Here is an 18,938-nt window from a genome sequence, read left to right as displayed (position 1 = left end):
CCCGCGCCTCAGCTCGTCATCTCGATTACGTCGCGCAGCCTCGGATAGATCTCGTTGCTCCAGCGCCGCCCGCTGAAGGTTCCGTAGTGGCCGACGCCGGTCTGCACGTGATGCGACTTCATGTGCTGACGAAGGCTTGAGCACAGATCCTGGGCGGCCAGGGTCTGGCCGAGGCCGCAGATGTCGTCGCGCTCCCCCTCGACGGTGAGCAGCGCCGTGCGGCGGATGGCCTTGGGGCGCACCAGGCGCCCGCGCACCGTGAGTTCGCCGCGCGGCAGCAGATGCTCCTGGAACACCATGCGCACGGTGGGCAGGTAGAATTCCGCCGGCAGGTCCATGACGGCGAAATATTCGTCGTAAAAATCCTTGATGAGCTTCGCCTTCGGCTCGTCGTTCTCGGCGATCGCCTTGGCCATGTCCCTGAACGAGCGCATGTGCCGGTCGGGGTTCATGCCGACGAAGGCGGCGAGCTGCATGAAGCCCGGGTAGACCCTTCGCCCCGTCCCTGCGTGCGCCGACGGCACGCGGGCGATGAGGTTGCGCTCGAACCATTCGATCGGCTTCGACAGGGCGAGCTCGTTGACCTTCGTAGGGCTCGCCCGTGTATCGATCGGCCCGGCCATCAGCGTCATACTCGCCGGCTGCATGGGATCGTCGTCCTCGGCCATCAGCGAGACCGCGGTCAGCACGCCGACGCAGGGCTGGCAGACGGCGACGGCGTGGGCGGCCGGCCCGAGGACGCGCAGGAACTTGATCACGTGCTCGACATAGTCGTCGAAGCCGAAGGCGCCGGCCGCCATGGGAATGTCGCGCACGTTGCGCCAGTCGGTGACATAGACGTCGTGATGCTGCAGCATCGTCTTGACCGTCGCCTTGAGCAGCGTGGCGAAATGGCCGGACATCGGCGCGACGATCAGCGCCTTGCGCTGCTGCGCCGACGTCTCCTTCCTGAAGCGCAGGAGGTCGGCGAACGGCGTCGAGGCGACGACCTCCTCGCTCACGGGGACGAGCTGGCTCCCGTCGAAAACCTCGGTGATCGCGAACGGCGGGCGTTCGTGCGTCACGGCGAGCGAGGCGAAGGCCTCGAGGACGCCGCCCATCCTGCGCGACGAGCAGAGCTCGCCGACGAAGGGCGCGGGCCGGCGGAGCGCGGCGCTGATCGAGGCGGCGAGCTGACGCCAGACGCCGAGCATGTCGGCCTGCGCGCGATAGGCTTCATAGATCATCTGGCGGGATCCGGTCTGGGACGCTCGCCCGGCGTGAGGGTCAGGAATTTTCGCGGCACGCAAAATGCTCGAAAATGTGGAAGCTCAGGGCGCCGCGAAGGGACGAGGCGGCGGGACGGGCTGACGGAACGAGGTGAAGTTTGAGCGAGGCCATACTGACCATCAGCAGCAAGAACTATTCCTCATGGTCGCTGCGCGGCTGGCTGACGACGAAATTCTCCGGCCTGCTCTTCAGCGAGCGGACGGTCTCCAGCGACGACCCGGCGACCCGGGCCGAGCTGCTTCTTCTCTCCTCGTCCTTTCTCGTGCCCAATCTCGAGCACGAGGGGCTGAAGATCTGGGACACGCTGTCGATCGGCGAGTATCTGCACGAGGTCATGCCCGCCGCCGGCCTGCTGCCGGCGGACCGCGAGAAACGCGCCCGCTGCCGCTCGATCAGCGGCGAGATGCATTCGGGCTTCGCGCCGATGCGCTCCGCCCTGCCGATGAACCTCAAGGGCGATTTCCCGAACTTCAAGGTGTGGGCGCGGGCGCAGGCCGACATCGACCGCATCACGACGATCTGGCGCGAGCATCTCGACCTTTACGGCGGCCCCTATCTCCTCGGCGAACGCTCGCTCGCCGACGCCATGTACGCGCCGGTCGTGACGCGCCTTCGCACCTATCACGTTCCGCTCGACCCGAGGTCCTTGGCCTATTGCGACACGATCATGGCCATGCCCGAGCTTCAGGAATGGATCCACGCGGCCAAGGCCGAGCCGGCCGACGTCGAGGAGCTCGAGGTCGAATTCTGAGTTTCCGCGCGAAGCGGCGCTTCTGGCCGCCGCGCCCTTGGTCAGCGCGCCGAAGAATTGGGCGCCGCGGCTTCGGCTCATCCCCGCTGGAAGGGATAGATCGAGCCAAGGTCGAGCAGGGCCGTGAGCTCGTCGAGGGCGGCGCGGCTTTCCTCGAGCAGCAATGGATCGCCAAGATCGGCGGCGGAAAGCCGGTCGCGGTAGCGCCGCCTCACCCACTCCTCCAGCCGCTGAAGCAGCGCCTCGTCGAGCACGACGCGTCCGCCGAGCGCGCGCAGCTCGCCGGCCGTGAGCGGGACGCGAAGGCGCAGGCAGGCCGGGCCGCCGCCGTTCCACATGCTCTCGCGCAGGTCGACGAAGACGAGCTCGTCGATCGGCCCGCCCGAGGCGGCGAGGTCTTCGGCGAAGGCGAGCGAGGCCGCGCAGCCCTTCACGTTCTCGGGCAGGATCAGGCTCATCGCCCCGCCTGCGCCGGGACGGGCGACGAGCTGGCTGTTGAACAGGTAGCTCGCCACCGCTTCCGCAAGCGGGACCTGCGTCTCGCGCGCGATCGCGAAGCCGATCTCGAACGGGCAAGCGCGCGCGATCGCCTCGAAGGCGGCGGCTCCGTCCTCGAAGGCGAGCTCATGCGCGAGCAGGAGCCGCCCGTTGGCCACCGCGACGACGTCGTTATGGAAGGCGCCGGCGTCGACGGCGGCGCGCGCCTGACGAAGGAACAGCGCGCGGGAGGGATCGAGCCCGTGCAGCCGCGCGACGGCCTGCGACGCCTCCTTCGCCTGGCGCGGGGCGAAGCGGCGCCCGCCCTCCCCGCTCTCGAAGGCCGAGCGGCCATAGACGAAGACTTCCACCCCCGGCGCGTCATGGCCGGGCGCGAGCCGCATGTGGTTGGCCGCGCCCTCGTCGCCCATCGCGCCGCCGGCGGGGACGGGATCATGCACGACGAAGCGCCCGGCGTCGGCGAAGATCGTGCGCAGCGCGCGCGTCGTGAAGCCGGCCTCGATCGAGCGATGGAGCTTCGCCGCGAGATTGGCGGGCGTCAGATGGACCCGCCCGTCCGCGCAATCGGCGCTCGGCGAGACCGTGGCCGCGTTGGCCGTCCACATGCTCGACGCCGACGATGCGTTGGCGAGAAGCAGCGGATCGGCGCGCGCGGCCGCCTCGACGACGGCGGCGTCCGAGCCCGGAAAGCCGAGCCGGCGCAGCGTCTCGACGTCGGGCCGCTCGTGGGGCGGCAGCACGGCCTGCTTCAGGCCGAGCCGCATCAGGCGCCGCATCTTGGAGAGGCCCTGCAGGGCGGCGGCGCGCGGGTCGGAGACGCGCCCGCGGCTTGCGAGCGAAGCCAGATTGCCCTCCGAAAGGCCGCTGAATTGATGCGTCGGCCCGACCAGCCCGTCGAAGTTCACCTCGAAGGTCATGCGTTCCCCCTCAGACTGCGGCCTTTTGCGGCGAGGGAGAGGAAAAACGCGGGACGAGGCGCTCGAGCCGCTCGCGCGCCGCGCCCTTGAGCGCGTCGACCTCGATCGAGACGCGCAGGCGCTCGCCGTTGCCGCGCGCGACCGTCACGACGGGCTCTTCGAGCAGCGCCGCGATCTCGCCGAGCTGCTTCTCGCGCGGGATATAGAAGAAGTCGCAGCAGCAGAGCCGATTCGAGCAGGCGTCAGGCCGCGTGGGACAGTAGGCGCACAGCTCGGTCAGGAGGCGCGCGTCGCCTTCGAGCGGCGCGAAGCCGGCCTTGAGCACGGACGCCCGCGAGTTAAGGTTCTGCGGCGAGACGGCGGTCATGATCCGCGCGTTCGGGTCAACGAGCGCCGCGACCGAGGCCACCCTCGCGCGCACGAACAGCTTCTGCAGGCCGAAACCGCGCGCGCATGGTGCGACGTAGCAGCTGCCCATCTCGACGATCGCGGGAGGCTCGGCGGAAAGAACGAAGGCGCCGGCGACGGCGACGAGCCGCTCGCCCATATGCGCCAGGCAGAAGAGGCCGGCCCCGATCGCCTCCACATAGTCGGCGTCCGGCCGCCGCAGAAGCTTCTCGTCGCGGCCCGAGCGCAGCAGGACGAAAATCTCCTCGAGATCGTCCGGCCTCGCGGTCGTCACGGTCGCGCCAAGGTCCATGCGCAGCCCTCAAGGCGGCGCCCGGCGCGGGCGCCTCCCCCTAGATTTGCGCCGCCTGGCGTAAAATTGAAGTTTTCATCGCGGCGAGCCGCCAGGCCGCGACGCGGCCGCCCGCTTTCGCGACGCCGAGGTTTAACGCGGCGTTAACCAAGGTTGCCTTAACTTTAAATAATAGATTCTTAAAGGGGCCAACGTGACCGCCGCAGCCCGTCCTCGCCACTCGATCCGCTTCCACAGCCGCTCCTTCCACGCCATGGCGCTGGCGCCGCAGGCGCCGCTCGAGGACTGGCTCGCCGAGCTCGACGCCTGGGCCGAGCGCTCGCCGCGTTTCTTCGTCGGGCGCCCGATCGTGCTCGACCTGCACGCCGTCACGCTCGACAAGCAGGAGGCCCTCGACCTCGTCAAGGCGCTGTTCGAACGCGACATCCAGGTCATGGGCATCGAGCACGGCGACCCGCAATGGCGCGAGTTCGGCATGCCGCCGCCGTTCACCTCGGGCGGGCGCTATGTCAACGAGACGCCGCGCGCGCCGCAGCCCGCCCAAGTTCTGCCAGCCAATGTCGAGCCGATCACACGGGCGATCGAGCCTGTGGTTCCGCCGATCTCCGAGCCGGCCGCGCCGCAGCGTCCCAACGCCCTGCTCATCGAGGAGCCGCTGCGCTCGGGCCAGTATGTCGAGCACCTCGAAGGCGACGTGATCGTCGTCGGCTCGGTCGCCTCGGGCGCCGAGATCGTCGCCGGCGGCTCCATCCATGTCTATGGCGCGCTGCGCGGTCGGGCCATCGCCGGGGCGAACCAGGCGGGCGCGCGCATCTTCTGCCGCAAGCTCGAAGCGGAGCTTCTCGCCATCGACGGCCTCTACCTCACCGCCGACGACATGGACGCCGCGCCGCGCGGCAAGCCGGCGCAGGTGCGGCTCGAAGGCGACCAGCTTCTGATTTCAACGCAGGATTAGCGCCGCGTCGCGGCGCGCGGAACGCATGGCGCCGGGGGGCTTCCACCGGCGCGGCCATGGAGGGGAGAGAGCGCATATGGCCAAGGTATTGGTCGTCACTTCGGGTAAGGGAGGCGTCGGCAAGACGACCTCGACGGCGGCTCTCGGCGTCGCGCTGGCGAAGAGCGGCAAGAAAGTCGCTCTCGTCGATTTCGACGTCGGGCTGCGCAACCTCGACCTCGTCATGGGCGCGGAGCGGCGCGTCGTCTACGACTTCATCAACGTCGCGCAGGGCGACGCCAAGCTGGCGCAGGCGCTGATCCGCGACAAGCGGCTCGACACGCTCTCCCTGCTCGCCGCCTCGCAGACCCGCGACAAGGACGCGCTCACCGACGAGGGCGTCGCCAAGGTGGTCGGCGAGCTGCGCGAGAAATTCGACTGGATCATCTGCGACAGCCCGGCCGGCATCGAGCGCGGCGCGACGCTCGCCATGCGCCACGCCGACGTCGCGGTGGTGGTGACGAACCCGGAAGTCTCGTCGGTGCGCGATTCGGACAGGATCATCGGCCTGCTCGACTCGAAGACGGTCGCCGCCGAGCGTGGCGACCGGCTGGAGAAGCATCTCCTGATCACCCGCTACGACCAGGCGCGCGCCGAGCGCGGCGAGATGCTGAAGGTCGACGACGTGCTCGAGATCCTGTCGATCCCGCTCATCGGCATCATCCCGGAGAGCGAGGAGGTCCTGCGCGCCTCGAACGTCGGCGCGCCGGTCACCCTCGCCGCCCAGCCGAGCGCGCCGGCGCGCGCCTATTTCGAGGCGGCCCGCCGGCTCAACGGCGAGAAGCTCACGGTGGTGACGCCGCCGAGCGAGAAGAAGGGCGGCCTCTTCGGCCGGATCTTTGGACGGAGGGCGGCATGAATTTCATCAGCTTCTTCAAGAAGCCGACCACGGCGCCCGTCGCCAAGGACCGGCTGAAGCTCCTGCTCGCGCATGAGCGCGGCGCGGTCGGCAACTCGGACCTCATCTCGACGCTGCGCGAGGAAATCCTCGCGGTGATCGCGAAGCATTTCCCGGTCGAGGCCGAATCCATCAAGGTGCACATGCAGACGGGCGACCCCGTCTCGACGCTCGAGGTCGAGGTCGAGGTGCCGACTACGCTCTGCGTCAACCTGCGCGCCGACGACGAGGCTAAAAAAAAACTTCGCGGCGTGACGCCGGAAGCGGCCTGACGGCGCGCCCGACGCACGAGGCCGCATCCCCGGCGCAGGAGGCGGCGGCGCGGGCGCATGCTTCGGGCGAGGCGTTAAGCGCTGAAGCGAAGCGCGCACGCCGGCGACGCCAGGCGCGGCTGCGCGCGAAGGCCGCGCCGGAGCCTCAGCCCCATTCGAGCTCCTTGTAGGCGGCTATGGCGTTGCGGCCGTTGTAGTCGTCGAACAGCTTCCAGCGGCCGCGCTCTTCCTGCGCGGCCGTCTCGGACGCGGCTTCGATCGGCGTTCCGTCGGCGATCGCCTTTTCGACGTCGCGTTTCATCGTCGTCAGGTAGCGCTCGATGTCGGCGGCGCCCGCAGGCCATGCGATCGACGCGGGGCCGTGTCCGGGAACGGCGAGCGCCGCCTTGATGCGCTTCAGCCCTTCGAGCTCCTTGAGCCAGCCCGGCAGCGAGCCGTCGAGCGAGGGGACACGATCGACGAAGACCAGGTCGCCGGTGAACAGCGCGCCCGTCGAGCGGTCGACGAGCGTGAGGTCGCAGGTCGTGTGCGCGGTCGCGTGCGCCTGCGCGTCGACGATGCGGTCGCCGAGGTCGAGCTCCACGCCCTTCTCCACCACGAGGGTCGGCTGGACCACGGTCCCGGCGTTCTCCTCGCCGACGATCTCGGCGAGCCTTTCGCGATAATAGTCGCCGCGCTGGCGCATCGCCTCGGGCAGGTTGCGATGGCCGACGAAGACGGGCTTGTCCTCGACGAAGGCCGCCGCCCCGAAGATATGGTCGGGGTGGATGTGGCTCATGCAGACATATTTGATCGGCTTGTCCGTCTTCGCCCGGATCGCCGCGCGCAGGGCGAGGCCGTCGGCGAGGCTGCCGCCGGGATCCGCCACCAGCACGCCGTCCCGTCCCATGACGAAGCCGAGATTGGCGATGGCGTCCTGATTCTGCTCGGTCGCGTCGGCTGTCGCGCCGACGCGCACATGCACGCCCTGCGTCACCTCAAGCGTCTCCATCGGCGCCGTCGCGGCGAAGGACGAACGGGCGAGCGAGGGGAGGCAGCACAGGCAGAAGCCCGCTTCGAGCAGCGTCCGCCGCGTGAGGCCGCCAGCAGCCATGTCGCCTCCCTCCCGAGCGTTGATCCGCGCGTTTTCTCCAGTTAACGCGGCCCGCCGGCCTGCGTCAAAGGCCGCGCCGGCGCAAGACGGTTGACCGGAGCGCCCGGAGGCTGAACTCTCGCGACTCCATCTGGCGGAGGCGCGAAGGTGAGCGAACCCTGCTATGACGCGCCGCTCAGGGTCGAGCCCGGCGCGAAGGTGAAGCTGAAGGACCTCGATCCCGACGCGGCGCCAGGCGTCGCCGACAAGGAGGCCGCCAAGGCGCGTCTGGAGGCGGCGTCGAAGCGGCTCGCCCATTTGCAGACCGTGCTCTATGCGCAGCGCGAGCACGCGCTTCTCGTCGTTCTTCAGGGCATGGACGCGGCGGGCAAGGACGGCGCGATCCGCGGCGCCTTCAACGCGTTCAATCCGCAGGGCGTGATCGTCACGAGCTTCAAGGAGCCGACGCCCGTCGAGCGGCGCCACGACTTCCTTTGGCGCGTCCATATGCGGGCGCCCGAGCTCGGCTCGATCGCGATCTTCAACCGCTCGCATTATGAGGACTTCCTCGTCAATCGCGCCCACGGCGACCTCGACGACAAGGACGCCGCGCTCCGGCTCGAGCAGATCGTCGATTTCGAGCGGCTGCTCGCGCAGAACGCCGTCAGGATCGTCAAATTCTTCCTGCACATCAGCAAGGAGGAGCAGCTCGCGCGCTTCGGCAAGCGGCTCACGGACCCCGAGCGCAACTGGAAGATCGCCGAATCGGACTATGCGGAGCGCCTTTACTGGGCGGATTACCAGCGCGCCTATGAGGAGGCGCTCGCCGCGACGAGCCGCCCGGAGGCGCCATGGCATGTGATTCCGGCGAACCGCAAATGGTTTCGCGACCTTGCGATCGCCGAGATCGCGGTCGCGGCGCTGGAGGGCCTCAAGATGGCGTACCCTAAGCCTGCGGTCGATCTCGAGGACATCAGGCGCAAATATCATTCGGCGGCGGTCGAGGAGGCGAACGAGCGCAGGAGCTAGCGAGGGCTAAAGCGCGAGCGCCTGCGGGCGGGCGAGCTCCTCCTGCGTGTCGACGTCTATCAACGAGGCGTCGTCGGGCGCCTCGACGAGGGCGAGCCGCGCCACCTCGGCGTCGAGAACGGAGCGCACGCCGTCGTCAGAACGTCATTTTCAGCCGCCGTCATTAACCCTCGCATCGCTTGCGCCGCAGCATATCGGCGGCGGAAGCAACCGTGGCGAGGCTGGAAAAGTTCCGGGGTTCAGCCGCGCCCGGGCCGCAGGATCGGCTCGCTCGGCGGGCGCCGCTCGGCGATCACGCGCTCGACGTCGGCGGCGAACTGCGCCCAGCGGCGCAGCGGCGCGGCGGCGACGCGCGCCCTGGCCGCGGCGCGCGCGCCCTCGTCGAAGAGGCGCGTCACGGCGCGCTTCATGTCGTCTTCGTGATGCGGCGAGAACGGCTCGACGAGGTCGCGGGCCACGGCCTCGAGCGAGGCGGAGTTCGACGCCGCGCAGGGCTTGCCGAACCAGAAGCTCTCGCCGACGGGCAAGCCCCAGCCCTCGAACAGGCTCGGGAAGACGGTGAACTGGCAGGAGGCGTAGAGCCAGCGCAGCTCCTCGTCGCTCGGCGCCTCGACGAAGCGGATCGGTCCGCCGGGTTCGAGCGCGTCGAGGCGGCGCAGCGTCGCATCGGCCTTCCAGCCCCGGCGTCCGGCGACGACCAGAGTCGGCGGCGCGCCGCGCCGCTCCTGCGCGAGCTCCTCCCAGACGTTGAGCAGGGCGTTGTGGTTCTTGCGGATCTCGATGGTCCCGACGCACAGCGCGAAATCGCCGCCGGCGAGGTCGGCGAGCCGCGCGGGCGGCGCGCCGGCCGGCGCGTTGCGGGCCGCGCCGGGGAATTCGTCGGCGAGCGGGACGACGCTCGAAGCGACGCGCGCCCCGAAGCCGTCGATGCGGCGGCGCGCGCGCTTCAGCTCGCAGCGGTTGAGCTCGGTGGTGACGACGAAATGCGCCGGCAGGCTCAGCACATCCTCATATTCGCGCCGGAAATCATGGCCGGTGAAGGACGGCAGGGCGAGCGGAATGACGTCGTGAAACAGCACGACGAGATAGGCGCCGGCGCCGGCCGCGTCCTGGCAGAGCTTGACGACGTCGCGGTCGATCCAGAAGGCGCCGCCGACGAACAGGCAGTCCTGCGGCCGAATTTCCGGCGCCTGCCGGCTGCGCTCGAGGCGCAGCGCGCCGCGCCGGCGCCGCCACAGCAGCCTGGCGCCGTCGAAGGACCAGCGCACGTCGGCGAACTGCTCTTTCAGCAGGGCGAACGTCCGGTCCGCGTCGCCTTTCGCGGCGCGGATCAGCGGCCCAAGATCGGTCCACACGCCATTGCGCCGGCCGAACGCCTTCGCTCTGGGATTGGAGCGCAACAGGGCGGAAGCGATCTCGAGCTGCACGCGCGGAATGCCGGCGCAGGCGCCATGCCAGATCGCATGGCAGAGCACGTCGGAGAGGTCGATCACGACGCGCGGCGCAGCCTCGTCCGTTGACGGTTCGGCTGACGGCGCCGCGTCGGGGCGCGCCCGCGACGCCTCCCGCGCGGCGGCCGTGCGGCGGCGCAGCGGCGATTCGGCGTCCCTGAACAGGGCGCGCAGGAGATGCGCCGGCGAGAGGGAGAACGCGGCGGCCGAGCTGAGAAGACGGGACGCGGACATGGATTCGCCTTTCGGGAACGCAGCCGTGCGCGGCGCGCGGGCGGCCGTCGTCGCTGAGGTCAGGGAGGACAGGGATTAGAGGTCGGCCGAGCAGGCCTTCGCCGGCGCGGCGAACGCCGCGCGTCCGAGCGGCGCGGCCGCGCCGAAGGGAGACGCCTGCGCGGACAGGTCGAGACGCGGATAGCCGCGCAGCCGCGCGCCGTCGTCCGCGTCGCGTCCGCCAAGGGCCATCGGCGCGGCGAGGCCGGCGCTGAAGGCGATGAAGACGAGCGCGCGGACGAGAGCGCCGCGATGCGACGCAGGAGCGGGGCGACGTGCGTTCGGGAGAGCGATGGGCGGCATTGGAGGCTCCTTGGGCTGTGCGATTTAAGCCACGGCCTTTCTTTTATGTGGGATTTTTTCCCACGTCAACTGTCCGTGGGATTGTGTCACACAGGATTTGTCGTCATAGCTGCGTCAATGAATGAGACGCCGCCCGCCGCGCCCAATCCCGAGCGCCTGCACACGCCCGTCGCGCGGCTGCTGCGTCCGCTCGTGCGTCTGTTCATCCGCTCCGGACTCACGTTTCCGAGCGTGGCGGAGCTTCTTCGGGAGCTGTACGTGAACGTCGCCGAGCATGACTTCGCGTTGCCGGACAAGGAGCAGACGGACAGCCGCGTCAGCCTGCTGACGGGCGTGCACCGCAAGGAGGTGAGCCGCCTGCGCGGCGCGGGCGCGCCGGTCGGAGCGGCGCCGGCGGCCGTGTCGCGGACGAGCGCGATCATCGCCCGCTGGCTCGCCGCGCCCGAATATCTCGACGCGGACGGGCGCCCGCGCGCCCTCGCCCGCGCCGCCGAGCCGGGCGGACGCGCGTCCTTCGACGATCTCGTCGCTTCGGTCACGCGCGACGTGCGTCCGCGCGCCGTGCTCGACGAATGGCTCGACCGGAAAATCGCGGCGATCGACGCCGAGGGCCGCGTCGCGCTGCTGCAGGACGCTTTCGTGCCGCCGCAGGGCGCCGACGAGCAGCTCTATTATCTCGGCCGCAACCTGCACGATCACGCGGCGGCGGCCGTCGCCAACGTGCTCGACGGGCCGCGCTTCCTCGAGCGGGCGGTTCACTATGGCGGCCTGTCGCGCGAAATTTCCGTGGAGCTCGAGTCGAAGAGCCGCGAAATCGCCCTGCGGGCGCTGCAAGAGGCCAATCGCGAGGCGCATCTTTCCTGCGAGAGCGACCCCGGCGGCGGCTCGCGCTGGATCATGGGCGTATATGTCTACCGTGAGGACGCGGCCGCCGCGGACGGGCCCGCCAAGCCGAAAGAGGCCGCCAAGCCGCGCCGGGAGCGGCGGAACGCCGGAGGCGAAGACTCGTGAAAGACAGGCGCGGCCTCACCCGCAGGCGGCTTTTCTCCGCCCTTCTCGGCGCGGCGGGCTTCGGCGCGCTGTCCGTCCGCGTCGCCGCCGATCCCCGCTCACAGGGCCAGGGCGGCTCCGCGCCCGGCGGCGACCTCAGCGACCGCGGCATCGGCGGCACCGGCGTCGTCGGCACCATCCGCGGCTTCGGCAGCATCATCGTCAACGGCATGCGCATCTCCTACCCGCAGGACGCCGAGGTGCGGATCGACGATGCGCCGGCGAGCGCCGCGGACCTGCGCGTCGGGCAGGTCGTGCGCACGGTCGCGCTCGACGCCGGCAAGGCGCTGACGACGCGCCGCATCGACGTGACGAGCGAGGTGGTCGGGCCGATCGAGAAGGCGCAGGGCGGCGCCCTCGCCGTGCTCGGCCAGCGCGTGGCGCTTCCCGCCGGCAAGGGCGGAAAGTGGCGCGCCGGGGATTTCGTCGCGGTGAGCGGGCTGCGCCGGCCAGACGGCGCGATCGCCGCGAGCCTCGTCGAGAAGCGCGCGCCGGGCGTTCAGCAGATCGTCGGCCCGGTCGGCGTCCTCTCCGACGGCGCGCTCGCCATCGGCGGCATGAGGCTTTCGGGAATTGATCCGACGCTCGTCGGGCGCCGCGTCCTCGTGCGCGGGACGGAGCGCGACGGCGCCTTCGCCGTGTCGCAGGCGCAGGACGAAACCGCGCTGTTCGGCCCAGGCGTGCGCGCTCTCTCGATGGAGGCCTATGTCGAGCGCACCTCCTCCGGGCTCGTCGCCGGCTCCGGCGTGCCGCTCGATGGCGCGCTCGCCGGGCTTCCGCTCGGCCAGCCGACGCGCGCGATCGTGACCGCGACGCGCGGCGCGCAGGGCTGGCGGGTCGACTCGGTGCGCGAGAGCGGCGGCCCCGGCGGGGCTCCCGGCGGCGCGCCGCGCGGCGGAGGCGGGCCTGCGGGCGGCGGGCCTTCCGGAGGCGGGCCCGCAGGCGGTTCAGGGTCGCGCGGCCCGGCCGGCGGCTTCGGCGGCGGCCCGCCGGGCGGTTTCGACCCGAACCGGGGCGCGGCGCCCTCGGGAGCGCCCGGACCTTCCGGCGCCCCCCCGACGGGCGGCGGCTTCCATGGGCCGGCATCGGGGCAGCCGGGCGCTCCGCCGCCGGGCGGCTTCGGCGGAGGCGGCTTTGGCGGAGGAGGCTTCGGCGGAGGCGGCGGCGGCTTTGGCGGGGGCGGAGGGGGACCGCGATGAGCGCGGACGAGGACGCCGCGGCGCGGCCGCGGATCGCCATACTCGACGACTACCAGTCCGTCGCGCTGAAGATGGCGGACTGGAGCGCCGTCGAGCGCCGCGCCGAGGTGGCCGTCTTTCACGACCATCTCGCCGACGCCGACGCGCTCGCGGCGCGGCTCGCGCCCTTCGACATCGTCTGCGTCATGCGCGAGCGCACGCCGCTTCCGCGCGCGCTCGTCGAGCGCCTGCCCCGCCTGCGGCTGATCGTCAGCACTGGGCGCCGCAACGCCTCGATCGACCTCAAGGCGACGGCGGAGCGCGGGATCGTCGTCGCGCCGACCGGCTATTCCTCGACCTCGACGATCGAGCTCACATGGGGCCTTATCCTCGCCGGGGCGCGCCATATCGCCTCGGAGAACGCGCGCCTGCGCGCCGGCGCATGGCAGGGCGCGCTCGGCCGCACGCTGAAGGGCGCGACGCTCGGCGTGCTCGGCCTCGGCGCCATCGGAGGCGAGGTCGCCCGCCTCGGCCGCGCCTTCGGCATGGAGGTTCTCGCCTGGAGCCAGAACCTGACGAGCGAGCGCGCGCAGGCCGTAGGCGCGCGCCTCGTCGGCAAGGACGAGCTGCTGGCGCGCGCCGACGTCCTCACCATCCATCTCGTGCTGAGCGCGCGCACGCGCGGCCTGATCGGCGCCGCCGAACTCGCGCGCATGAAGCCTTCGGCGCTGCTCGTCAACGCCTCGCGCGGGCCGATCGTCGAGGAGGCGGCGCTGGTCGCGGCGCTGCGCGAAGGCATGATCTCCGGCGCGGCGCTCGACGTCTTCGACGAGGAGCCGCTGCCGTCGGGCCACCCGTTCCGAACGCTGCCGAACGTTCTGGCGACGCCGCATGTCGGCTATGTGGCCGACAGCGTCTATCGCATCTTCTACGGCGACGCGGTCGCCGCGATCCTCGCCTTTCTGGACGGGCGGCCCCTGCCCCATCCGGCGCTCACTCCGCGAGGATGACGCCCTCGTCCGGGCGCAGGGCGAGCTCGTCGCCGACAGCTTCGCCCTCGCGATCGCAGAAAGTGGAAAGCGCGATCCGCGCGGGCGCCGCGTCGAGCCTCCAGCGCGCCGGCGCATGCGTGAAATTCAGGACGACGCGGCGCCGCTCGGAGCCGTCCTCGCGCGCGTAGGCGAGGAGCCCCGGCCCGGCCGGCAGACGCCGCCAGTAGCCGAACACGAGGCTGCGATGCGCGCGCCTGTACGCGAGCAGCGCCCGCGTCAGGGACAGCGGCGAGGCCGGGTCGCGCGCCTGCGCCTCGACGTTGCGCGCGCGCCAGTCGGGCGTCAGCGGAAGCCACGGCTCGCCCGTGGCGAAGCCGGCGTTCGGGCCGTCGTCCCACTGCATCGGCGTGCGCACGGGATCTCGTCCGACGGCGAGGCCAGGCTCGCGCAGCCCCCACGGGTCCCTGACGCGCTCGGGCGGGATGTCGACATGGCCGATCCCGAGTTCGTCGCCATAATAGAGCGTCGGCGTGCCGCGCAGGGTGAGCAGCAGCATGGCGGCGACGCGCGCCTGAGCCTCTCCCGCCCGCGCGCCGATGCGCGGCCGGTCGTGGTTGCTCAGCACCCAGTTCGGCCAGGCGCCCGGCGGCAGCAGCGCCTCATAGGCCTCGACGGCGGCGCCGACGGCTTCGGCCGACCACGGCGTCTCGATGAGCTGGAAGTTGAACGGCAGATGCGCGCCGCGCAAGCCCTCGCCGTAGTAGGCGACGAGACGTTCGAGCGGCAGGTAAATTTCGCCGATCAGCACCCGTTCGCCGAATTCCTCGAGCACGGCGCGCATTTGCGCGACGAGATCATGGACTTCCGGCCGGTCGCCGGAGTGAATCCGCAGCAGCCGCTCGAACTGCGGCCGGCCCTCGGTCCACGACGGATTGGGCGGATCGTCGCGCAGCGCCTCGTCCTTGACGATCTGCGAGATCACGTCGACGCGGAAGCCGTCGACGCCGCGCCTGAGCCAGAAGCGCAGCACGTCGAGCATGGCCTCCCGCACGGCCGGATTGCGCCAGTCGAGGTCCGGCTGCTCGGGCAGGAAAGCGTGATGGTAATACTGGCCCCGGACCGGATCGAGGGTCCAGGCCGGGCCGCCGAAATGGCTGAGCCAGTTATTGGGCGGCCCGCCGCCGGGCGCGGGGTCGCGCCAGATGTGCCAGTCGGCCTTGTCAGGGTCGCGGCGGCGCCCCGCCTTGAACCACGGATGCTCGATCGAGGTGTGGTTCGGCACGAAGTCGAGAATGACCCTAAGGCCGAGGGCGTGCGCCTGCGCGAGAAGCGCGTCGAAGTCGGCGAGCGTTCCGAACAGCGGATCGACGTCGCAATATTCGGCGACGTCGTAGCCGAAATCATGCATCGGCGAGGGATAGAAGGGCGAAATCCAGACCGCCTCGACGCCGAGCCAGGCGAGATAGGGCAGACGCCGCCGCACCCCCTTGAGGTCGCCGACGCCGTCGCCGTCGCTATCCTGGAAGGAGCGCGGATAAACCTGATAGATCGTCGCCGAGCGCCACCATTCGGGACGCGCCGGCGTTCCGGCCTCGCTCATGCCCCGCTGTCGATCAAGACCGCTCCTCGAACGCTGACCCGGGAACAGTCATATGACGCGCCTCGACGCGCAAGCCTCGCCGATCACGATTTTCGTCGACGCCGACGCCTGCCCGGTGAAGGAGGAGGTCTACCGCGTCGCCGAGCGGCGCGCCGTCAGGGTCGTGGTGGTCGCCAATCGGCCGATTCTGGTTCCGCGCGCGGCTTTCGTCGAGCGCGCGGTCGTCGCGGCGGACGCGGACGCGGCCGACGACTTCATCGCCGCGCGCGCCGCGCCCGGAACGGTGACGATCACGGCGGACGTGCCGCTCGCCGCGCGCTGCGTCGCGGCGGGCGGCGAGGCGATCTCGCCGACGGGAAAGGCGTTCACGTCCGCCAACGTCGGGCTCGCCCTCGCGACGCGCGACCTGATGGCCGAGCTGCGCGAGGCGGGCGAGCAGACGCGCGGGCCCAAACCCTTCTCGCGCAAGGACCGCTCGGCGTTTCTCGCCGCGCTCGACCTCGCCGTGGTGAGGCTGAGGAGGCGCGGCTTTTCATGACGCCGCTTGCGGCGAGGTCGTCGCGGCCAGCTCATTGCGGCGGCGGCCGGACGCCCCGCGCATAGTTTCGCGTCAGTCACATGGTTGTTTTTTGTGCATGCGCGCTATGTCGGCATCTATATTTTAAGAGCGCCGCGCCGAGAGCGCGAAGAGGACCAGGCGCCTTGGCTCAGACCGCGCCGGGAGGATGACGCGTATTGGCCAAATCGAAATCAGAAAAGGGGTCGGCTCCCGCGAACGTGCAGTATGCGGCCCTGCCCTGGCGTGTCGGCGAGGACGGCAAGCTGCAGATTCTGCTGATCACGACCCGGCGCACGCGGCGCTGGATCATTCCCAAGGGCGCTCCCATCAAGGGCATGACGGCGGCGAGGGCGGCGGCTCAAGAAGCGTTCGAGGAAGCCGGCGTGCGCGGCCAGACGCTCGAGAAGCCGTTCGGGTCGTTCCGGTTTCGCAAGACCCTCGAAGGCGCGCCGGACGTCGTGTGCCTCGTCAAGGTCTTTCTCCTGCAGGTCAAGACGCAGCTCAGGTTTTGGCCGGAATCGCGCCAGCGCGACGTCGTCTGGGTCGAACCGCGGCAGGCGTGCGCGCTCGTCGGAGACGAAGGGCTGCGCCTGCTCATCGCCCGCTTCGCGTCGAAGGCGGCGCCCAAGGGCCAGCGCGGCAAAAAGGCGCGGCTCGAGATTCTTTCGGCGGCGGGCGCCGAGCCTCAGACGCCTAGCGCCCAGACGGAGATCGGGTAGGAGATGACGAAGCCTATGCCGGCGCCGGCGCAGACGTCGCTCGGATAGTGGTGGCCGGTGGCCATGCGCGCCCAGCCCATCAGGAAAAGCAGGCCGACGGCGGCGGACAGGCAATCGGGCCAGACCATGACGATCGGCACGAGCACGCCCGTCAACGTCATGGCGTGTCCGCTCGGAAACGAATGCTCGTCGAGCACGCCCGAAAGCGAGGCGACGCGCGCGTCGCTGCGGAAGGGGCGCGGCCGCGCGATCAGCCGCTTGAGGCGCGGATAGAGGAGGTGCAGCAGCCCCGCGTTGACGCCGGCCGCGAGGATGACGCGCGGCGCCTTGGCGCCAAGATGGGCGACGAGCATCAGGGCGAGGATCGGATAGATCCAGCCGTTTCCGAGCCTGCTGATGAGCACGGCCGAAGCGCGGCCGAGCCGCCAGCGGCCGGCCCGTGAGAAGAAATGGACGGCGAGGAGGTCGACGGAGGAGAGCCGCCGCTTCGACCTCGCCCAGCGGGACGCCGGCCCGACGGGCGCGCCGGCCGACCCGTCGTCAAGAACGCTTTCCTGGCCGCGCTGGGCCTCGTCGTACATCGGCGACACCATGCTTCATCCCCGCGGGCGGCTCGCCCGGACGCAATAGAGCGCGTCGATGCGACATTTCTTCCGTCGCCCAGGAATGTTTGGCCAAGGATCGCCGAGCAGGCCCGACGGCGTCAAGCGCAGCCTGACCGGACGGCGTTCACGTTCGGGCCAGATCGCGAGGACGCTGGCGCGCGCGCGCGGGCTGTGGCACAAAGGACCCAGAACAAACCGGGGGCGCCGGCGCGCCCGGCGACGAGCGGCGAGACCAGCCATCGAGGCGGCGTCATGAGCACCAAAGCGCGAGCCCTGCCCGCGGCCGGCGCACCGTTCGGCCAGGACGCAGGCCTTGCGCGCGCAGCGCTCGAGGCCGCCTCGATCGGCGTGTTCAGGATCGAGTCCGGCGGCCGAAGCTGCGCGCTGGATCCGCTCGCCGCCGCTCTGTGGGGACGCGAGCCGGACGAGGCGGTTCCGCTGGCGGAATTGCTGGCGCAGGTGTGCGACGAGGACCTGCCGGCCGCCTCGACGGCCCTTCGCTCCGGCGCGGCGGACCCTGCGCCGTTCAGCGTCGAATTCCGGGCGCGCGACGCGCGGGACGGAACGCTGCGCTGGATCGCCGCCGAGGGGCGCGACCTGCGCGAGGGGGCGCGGACCGCCCGCGTCGGCGCGATGCGCGACGTCTCCGCGGCGCATGCGCGCTCGGAGCAGTCCTCGATACTGCTGCGCGAGCTCTCCCATCGCGCCAAGAACCTCCTCACCGTAATCGAGTCGATCGCCCGCCAGTCGGCGAAGTCCAGCGCCTCCAAGGACGATTTCGTCGCGCGGTTCACCGAGCGGCTGCGCGCGCTCGCCCTCTCCCACGACCTGCTCGCGCGCGCCAACGCGATGAGCGTGTCGATGGTCGACCTGATCTTCTCGCAGCTCGGCCATCACTGGGACCCGGCGCAGCGCCGGATCGCGCTTTCCGGCCTCCGCGCGCGGCTCAAGCCCGACGCGGCGCAGATGATCGGCATGGCGCTGCACGAGCTGTCGACCAACGCCGCCAAATATGGCGCGCTCTCCAACCAGACGGGCGTCGTCTCGATCGCCTGGCGGATAGAGCCGCCGGCGGACGCGGAGGGAAAGGCGGGCGGCGAGCCGCTGTTCGTCCTGACCTGGAGCGAGCGCGGCGGCCCACCCGTGGCGCCGCCGCAGCGTGTCGGCTTCGGCTCGACGGTCATCCAGCGCGTCGCCGGCCAGGCGCTGCGCGGAGAGGCGAGCCTCGACTATCGCCCGGAAGGCGTGCGCTGGCGCCTCGCGGCGCCCTCCTCGCAAATCGTCGACCCCTCCGGGCGCGACGCGCCGCGGCCCGAGCGCATGCGTTCGCCCTCGCTCGAGCGGCTGCAGAACCTGTGGACGGGGCTTTCGCGCGAGGGGCGGCCGCCCCGCCTCGCCGACATGCCGCTCGGCGAGATCGAGCCGAAGGACCATCTCATTCTCGCGGACGTCGACGTTTCCGAGAAGCCGCCGGCCGTGCGCCTCATCGCGATCGGCGAGGCGCTGCGCCAACGGTTCGGCGCGGCTTCGCCGGGCCGTGGCTCGTCCTCTTCGGCGCAGGCGATGCTCGACGCGCAGGACGGCGCCTATCGCCGCTGCGTCGCCTCGGCGCGTCCCGCCTACGACTACGCCTATTTCGACCTCGGGCCGGACCGGTCCTTCTTCTTCGAGCGGCTGCTCCTCCCCTTTCTCGGCGAAACGCCCGGCGTCGCGCATGTCGTCGGCCTCGCGAGCTTCGAGGATTTTTCGGCGCGCGGGCCGCGTTGACGGCCGCAAGGCGCAAGTTGAGGCAGGGCGCCGCAGATTGC

20 protein-coding genes are annotated in these 18,938 nt (G+C 70.9%); 11 read left to right on the top strand and 9 right to left on the bottom strand.

The features are described 5' to 3' along the window. Positions 1–8 precede the first annotated feature (8 nt). Positions 9–1,226, bottom strand: a complete 1,218-nt coding sequence (locus ACE3OG_RS09885) for a polyhydroxyalkanoate depolymerase (protein WP_374308098.1) — start codon at positions 1,224–1,226, stop codon at positions 9–11. A gap of 140 nt (positions 1,227–1,366) precedes the next feature. On the opposite strand from ACE3OG_RS09885, the gene ACE3OG_RS09880 reads away from it, so the two are divergent. Next, positions 1,367–2,020: a glutathione S-transferase gene (locus ACE3OG_RS09880; RefSeq protein WP_374308096.1), complete on the top strand. Its 654-nt coding sequence runs from the start codon at positions 1,367–1,369 to the stop codon at positions 2,018–2,020. A gap of 77 nt (positions 2,021–2,097) precedes the next feature. Here the strand turns inward: ACE3OG_RS09880 and astB are convergent, their stop codons facing one another. Together astB and ACE3OG_RS09870 are read right to left on the bottom strand one after the other, a co-directional pair. Continuing rightward, positions 2,098–3,435 (bottom strand): N-succinylarginine dihydrolase, encoded by a 1,338-nt coding sequence (astB, locus tag ACE3OG_RS09875; RefSeq protein ID WP_374308094.1) that lies wholly within the window; start codon positions 3,433–3,435, stop codon positions 2,098–2,100. 10 nt (positions 3,436–3,445) lie between these two features. After that, complete coding sequence (locus ACE3OG_RS09870) at positions 3,446–4,135, bottom strand: hypothetical protein (RefSeq protein WP_374308092.1); 690 nt, start codon at positions 4,133–4,135, stop codon at positions 3,446–3,448. Between the two features lie 193 nt (positions 4,136–4,328). Between ACE3OG_RS09870 and minC the strand changes: the two genes are divergently transcribed. From minC to minE, 3 genes are all read left to right on the top strand, one after another. After that, the gene (gene minC / locus ACE3OG_RS09865) at positions 4,329–5,090 is read left to right on the top strand and encodes a septum site-determining protein MinC (RefSeq protein ID WP_374308090.1); all 762 of its coding nucleotides are present in this window, start codon (positions 4,329–4,331) and stop codon (positions 5,088–5,090) included. 76 nt (positions 5,091–5,166) lie between these two features. Beyond that, a complete protein-coding gene (gene minD, locus ACE3OG_RS09860; protein WP_374308088.1) occupies positions 5,167–5,988 on the top strand; it encodes a septum site-determining protein MinD in 822 nt (273 codons plus the stop codon). Then, positions 5,985–6,299: a cell division topological specificity factor MinE gene (gene minE / locus ACE3OG_RS09855; protein ID WP_374308086.1), complete on the top strand. Its 315-nt coding sequence runs from the start codon at positions 5,985–5,987 to the stop codon at positions 6,297–6,299. The genes minD and minE overlap by 4 nt, the downstream gene beginning before the upstream one ends. A gap of 145 nt (positions 6,300–6,444) precedes the next feature. Here minE and ACE3OG_RS09850 read toward each other — a convergent pair whose 3' ends face one another. Next, on the bottom strand, positions 6,445–7,392 hold the full coding sequence (locus ACE3OG_RS09850) for a quinoprotein relay system zinc metallohydrolase 2 (RefSeq protein WP_374308084.1): 948 nt from the start codon (positions 7,390–7,392) through the stop codon (positions 6,445–6,447). 147 nt (positions 7,393–7,539) lie between these two features. Here ACE3OG_RS09850 and ACE3OG_RS09845 point away from each other — a divergent pair, with 147 nt between their 5' ends. Continuing rightward, complete coding sequence (locus ACE3OG_RS09845; RefSeq protein WP_374308083.1) at positions 7,540–8,400, top strand: PPK2 family polyphosphate kinase; 861 nt, start codon at positions 7,540–7,542, stop codon at positions 8,398–8,400. Positions 8,401–8,406: 6 nt separating this feature from the next. Here ACE3OG_RS09845 and ACE3OG_RS09840 read toward each other — a convergent pair whose 3' ends face one another. The 3 genes from ACE3OG_RS09840 to ACE3OG_RS09830 form a co-directional block, all read right to left on the bottom strand. Next, positions 8,407–8,529, bottom strand: a complete 123-nt coding sequence (locus tag ACE3OG_RS09840; protein WP_374308081.1) for a hypothetical protein — start codon at positions 8,527–8,529, stop codon at positions 8,407–8,409. 110 nt (positions 8,530–8,639) lie between these two features. Next, the gene (locus ACE3OG_RS09835; RefSeq protein ID WP_374308079.1) at positions 8,640–10,085 is read right to left on the bottom strand and encodes a glycosyltransferase; all 1,446 of its coding nucleotides are present in this window, start codon (positions 10,083–10,085) and stop codon (positions 8,640–8,642) included. A gap of 75 nt (positions 10,086–10,160) precedes the next feature. Continuing rightward, positions 10,161–10,427, bottom strand: coding sequence for a hypothetical protein (locus ACE3OG_RS09830; RefSeq protein ID WP_374308077.1), 267 nt, complete (start codon positions 10,425–10,427; stop codon positions 10,161–10,163). 117 nt (positions 10,428–10,544) lie between these two features. Between ACE3OG_RS09830 and ACE3OG_RS09825 the strand changes: the two genes are divergently transcribed. The 3 genes from ACE3OG_RS09825 to ACE3OG_RS09815 are packed head-to-tail and all read left to right on the top strand — an operon-like array spanning position 10,545 to position 13,665. After that, complete coding sequence (locus tag ACE3OG_RS09825; RefSeq protein WP_374308075.1) at positions 10,545–11,438, top strand: DUF6502 family protein; 894 nt, start codon at positions 10,545–10,547, stop codon at positions 11,436–11,438. Continuing rightward, positions 11,435–12,676 (top strand): DUF5666 domain-containing protein, encoded by a 1,242-nt coding sequence (locus ACE3OG_RS09820; protein ID WP_374308073.1) that lies wholly within the window; start codon positions 11,435–11,437, stop codon positions 12,674–12,676. Before ACE3OG_RS09825 ends, ACE3OG_RS09820 begins: the two co-directional genes overlap by 4 nt. Then, positions 12,673–13,665 (top strand): D-2-hydroxyacid dehydrogenase family protein, encoded by a 993-nt coding sequence (locus ACE3OG_RS09815; RefSeq protein ID WP_374308071.1) that lies wholly within the window; start codon positions 12,673–12,675, stop codon positions 13,663–13,665. The genes ACE3OG_RS09820 and ACE3OG_RS09815 overlap by 4 nt, the downstream gene beginning before the upstream one ends. Here ACE3OG_RS09815 and ACE3OG_RS09810 read toward each other — a convergent pair. Continuing rightward, positions 13,649–15,247, bottom strand: coding sequence for an alpha-amylase family glycosyl hydrolase (locus ACE3OG_RS09810; RefSeq protein WP_374308070.1), 1,599 nt, complete (start codon positions 15,245–15,247; stop codon positions 13,649–13,651). The genes ACE3OG_RS09815 and ACE3OG_RS09810 overlap by 17 nt on opposite strands. A 52-nt stretch (positions 15,248–15,299) precedes the next feature. Between ACE3OG_RS09810 and ACE3OG_RS09805 the strand changes: the two genes are divergently transcribed. Together ACE3OG_RS09805 and ACE3OG_RS09800 are read left to right on the top strand one after the other, a co-directional pair. Next, positions 15,300–15,785 (top strand): YaiI/YqxD family protein, encoded by a 486-nt coding sequence (locus ACE3OG_RS09805; protein ID WP_374308068.1) that lies wholly within the window; start codon positions 15,300–15,302, stop codon positions 15,783–15,785. A gap of 197 nt (positions 15,786–15,982) precedes the next feature. Further along, entirely contained in the window at positions 15,983–16,525 is a 543-nt protein-coding gene (locus ACE3OG_RS09800; protein WP_374308066.1) for an NUDIX hydrolase, read from the top strand. Here ACE3OG_RS09800 and ACE3OG_RS09795 read toward each other — a convergent pair. Next, complete coding sequence (locus ACE3OG_RS09795; RefSeq protein WP_374308064.1) at positions 16,492–17,118, bottom strand: phosphatase PAP2 family protein; 627 nt, start codon at positions 17,116–17,118, stop codon at positions 16,492–16,494. The genes ACE3OG_RS09800 and ACE3OG_RS09795 overlap by 34 nt on opposite strands. A 264-nt stretch (positions 17,119–17,382) precedes the next feature. Here ACE3OG_RS09795 and ACE3OG_RS09790 point away from each other — a divergent pair, with 264 nt between their 5' ends. Further along, positions 17,383–18,897: a sensor histidine kinase gene (locus ACE3OG_RS09790; RefSeq protein WP_374308062.1), complete on the top strand. Its 1,515-nt coding sequence runs from the start codon at positions 17,383–17,385 to the stop codon at positions 18,895–18,897. Positions 18,898–18,938: the final 41 nt, after the last annotated feature.

Origin of the sequence: Methylocella sp., assembly GCF_041905455.1 — a bacterium.
Lineage (GTDB): Bacteria > Pseudomonadota > Alphaproteobacteria > Rhizobiales > Beijerinckiaceae > Methylocapsa.
Note: the sequence above shows the minus strand (reverse complement) of the source record. Positions and strands in the feature narration are given on the sequence as shown.

What these genes read in the sequence shown, in the direction of transcription:
- ACE3OG_RS09885 (WP_374308098.1), bottom strand. Translation starts at nt 1,226, where the DNA reads ATGATCTATGAAGCCTATCGCGCGCAGGCCGACATGCTCGGCGTCTGG.
- astB (WP_374308094.1), bottom strand. Translation starts at nt 3,435, where the DNA reads ATGACCTTCGAGGTGAACTTCGACGGGCTGGTCGGGCCGACGCATCAA.
- ACE3OG_RS09870 (WP_374308092.1), bottom strand. Translation starts at nt 4,135, where the DNA reads ATGGACCTTGGCGCGACCGTGACGACCGCGAGGCCGGACGATCTCGAG.
- minD (WP_374308088.1), top strand. Translation starts at nt 5,167, where the DNA reads ATGGCCAAGGTATTGGTCGTCACTTCGGGTAAGGGAGGCGTCGGCAAG.
- minE (WP_374308086.1), top strand. Translation starts at nt 5,985, where the DNA reads ATGAATTTCATCAGCTTCTTCAAGAAGCCGACCACGGCGCCCGTCGCC.
- ACE3OG_RS09850 (WP_374308084.1), bottom strand. Translation starts at nt 7,392, where the DNA reads ATGGCTGCTGGCGGCCTCACGCGGCGGACGCTGCTCGAAGCGGGCTTC.
- ACE3OG_RS09835 (WP_374308079.1), bottom strand. Translation starts at nt 10,085, where the DNA reads ATGTCCGCGTCCCGTCTTCTCAGCTCGGCCGCCGCGTTCTCCCTCTCG.
- ACE3OG_RS09830 (WP_374308077.1), bottom strand. Translation starts at nt 10,427, where the DNA reads ATGCCGCCCATCGCTCTCCCGAACGCACGTCGCCCCGCTCCTGCGTCG.
- ACE3OG_RS09825 (WP_374308075.1), top strand. Translation starts at nt 10,545, where the DNA reads ATGAATGAGACGCCGCCCGCCGCGCCCAATCCCGAGCGCCTGCACACG.
- ACE3OG_RS09815 (WP_374308071.1), top strand. Translation starts at nt 12,673, where the DNA reads ATGAGCGCGGACGAGGACGCCGCGGCGCGGCCGCGGATCGCCATACTC.
- ACE3OG_RS09810 (WP_374308070.1), bottom strand. Translation starts at nt 15,247, where the DNA reads ATGAGCGAGGCCGGAACGCCGGCGCGTCCCGAATGGTGGCGCTCGGCG.
- ACE3OG_RS09805 (WP_374308068.1), top strand. Translation starts at nt 15,300, where the DNA reads ATGACGCGCCTCGACGCGCAAGCCTCGCCGATCACGATTTTCGTCGAC.
- ACE3OG_RS09795 (WP_374308064.1), bottom strand. Translation starts at nt 17,118, where the DNA reads ATGGTGTCGCCGATGTACGACGAGGCCCAGCGCGGCCAGGAAAGCGTT.
- ACE3OG_RS09790 (WP_374308062.1), top strand. Translation starts at nt 17,383, where the DNA reads ATGAGCACCAAAGCGCGAGCCCTGCCCGCGGCCGGCGCACCGTTCGGC.